Source organism: Bradyrhizobium sp. P2_E8 (assembly GCF_056403875.1).
Window position 1 is genome coordinate 1 of record NZ_JBFUES010001257.1, and the last position, 1,868, is coordinate 1,868.

At 62.5% G+C, this 1,868-nt stretch carries 3 protein-coding genes; 2 read left to right on the top strand and 1 reads right to left on the bottom strand.

Annotation, left to right across the window (positions count from 1 at the left end; genetic code table 11):
• Window positions 1-73: 73 nt before the first annotated feature.
• On the bottom strand, window positions 74-451 hold the full coding sequence (locus AC1D00_RS39265) for a hypothetical protein (RefSeq protein WP_135174219.1): 378 nt from the start codon (window positions 449-451) through the stop codon (window positions 74-76).
• Between the two features lie 106 nt (window positions 452-557).
• Here AC1D00_RS39265 and AC1D00_RS39270 point away from each other — a divergent pair, with 106 nt between their 5' ends.
• Both AC1D00_RS39270 and AC1D00_RS39275 read left to right on the top strand, forming a co-directional pair.
• Window positions 558-1,394, top strand: coding sequence for a DUF72 domain-containing protein (locus tag AC1D00_RS39270; RefSeq protein WP_477014377.1), 837 nt, complete (start codon window positions 558-560; stop codon window positions 1,392-1,394).
• 9 nt (window positions 1,395-1,403) lie between these two features.
• Complete coding sequence (locus tag AC1D00_RS39275) at window positions 1,404-1,865, top strand: DUF488 domain-containing protein (RefSeq protein WP_477014378.1); 462 nt, start codon at window positions 1,404-1,406, stop codon at window positions 1,863-1,865.
• Window positions 1,866-1,868: the final 3 nt, after the last annotated feature.

The window sequence follows — 1,868 nt, forward strand, 5'->3', positions numbered from 1 at the left end:
CCAGATGCGATCATTGATACCACGGATGAGCGCGCAGCCGGAAGAGCCACGGGCCCGCAATGGCTGTTTCGAATCATTTCTGCGGCGGCCTGTGCTTGACGAAGGCCGTCACGATGTCCTTCTGCGCCGACTCCACCGCCCTGTTCGCGGTCGCGAGATGGGCGCCGGAATCGATGCTCGGGTATTGCGTGGTGAGATAGTCGAGCAATGCCACCCGGTAATATTGCCGCTCCGACGGACAGGCGCCCGCAACCGAGCGGCCAAAATCCTGTTCCGACAGGCCTTGATTGCTGTCGCGCGAATATTCCCGCGCCAGGCAATGCCAGTAATCGTCGCGCCCCTGCATGGCGAGCTTCTGCGCGCCCCTGGCATCGTCGTCATCCGCCATGGCAGAATATGTCATGGCAGCAGATGTCATCACGAGCGCCGCTCCCAGCATCAGCATCCGCATCTTGTTCTCCTTCTTCGCAGATGATCTGGTTGGAAGCTTAGACGGGCCACGGCAACTGGCCAATCACAACTCGTTTGACTAGGATGCCGGCCTCCCCTCCACGTCGATGCGAGATCCTTCCGTGGCCAAAGCAAAAACCGTGTCCAAGAAATCCGGCAATATCTTCATCGGCGTCGGCGGCTGGACCTTCGAGCCCTGGCGCGGCGTGTTCTATCCGGAGAAGCTGACGCAGGCGAAGGAGCTGTCCTACGCGGCCTCGAAGCTGACCTCGATCGAGATCAACGGCACCTATTACGGCTCGCAGAAGCCGGAGAGCTTTCGCAAATGGGCCAGTGAAGTGCCCGAGGGTTTTGTCTTTTCGGTGAAGGGGCCGCGCTTTGCCACCAACCGCCGCGTGCTCGCGGAAGCCGGCGATTCCATCAAGCGCTTCTATGATTCCGGCGTGCTGGAACTCGGCGACCATCTCGGGCCGGTGCTGTGGCAGTTCGCGCCGACCAAGAAATTCGACGGTGCCGATTTCGGCAAATTCCTCGAGCTGCTGCCGCGCAAGCTCGACGGACGCGCGCTGCGCCATGTCGTCGAGGTCCGCCACGACAGTTTCTGTGCGCCGGATTTCGTTGCACTGATCCGCGAGTTCGAGACGCCGGTCGTGTTTGCGGAGCACGGCAAATATCCGGCGATCGCCGACGTCGCCGGCGATTTCGTCTATGCCAGGCTCCAGAAGGGCAATGACGAGATCAAGACCTGTTATCCGCCGAAGCAGCTCGATGCCTGGGCCAAACGCTTTCAGGACTGGGCGGAGGGAAGTGAACCCGACGATTTGCCGAGGGTCGACAAGGCCAAGCCGAAGAAAGAACCGCGCGACGTGTTCGCCTACGTCATCCACGAAGGCAAGGTGYGCGCGCCGGCCGGCGCCATGGAACTGATCGCACGGGTGAGCTGAGGGTGGTCGATGGCAAAGGCGAGGAAGCTCTTCACCATCGGTTATGAACAGACGCCGCCCAAGGCCGTGCTGGACGAGCTGGAGCAGGCCGGCGTCAAGCTCGTGGTCGACGTGCGCGCGGTGACCTCGTCGCGTCGGCCCGGTTTTTCCAAGAAGCAGCTCGCCGCGGGACTCGATGAGCGCGGCATCGCCTATGTGCATCTCGCCGCGCTCGGCACGCCGAAGGAAGGCCGCCTCGCCGCGCGCAGCGGCCAGTACGAGGTGCTGGAAAAGATCTATTCAAGGCACCTGATGACGCCGCAGGCCAGGGAAGAGATGGACGAGCTCTCGGCGCTGGTGAAGAAGGCCGGGCCCGTGTGCCTGCTCTGCTACGAGCGCGACCACACCCACTGCCACCGCCAGATGATCGCGGAGGTGATTGAGGAGCGGGATGGCGTGACGGTGAGGAATTTGGCGGGGCGACAGGTTTAGCTC

Bases quoted from the DNA above. Each gene is read 5' to 3' on its own strand.
- AC1D00_RS39265 (WP_135174219.1), bottom strand. From the start codon at position 451: ATGCGGATGCTGATGCTGGGAGCGGCGCTCGTGATGACATCTGCTGCC.
- AC1D00_RS39275 (WP_477014378.1), top strand. From the start codon at position 1,404: ATGGCAAAGGCGAGGAAGCTCTTCACCATCGGTTATGAACAGACGCCG.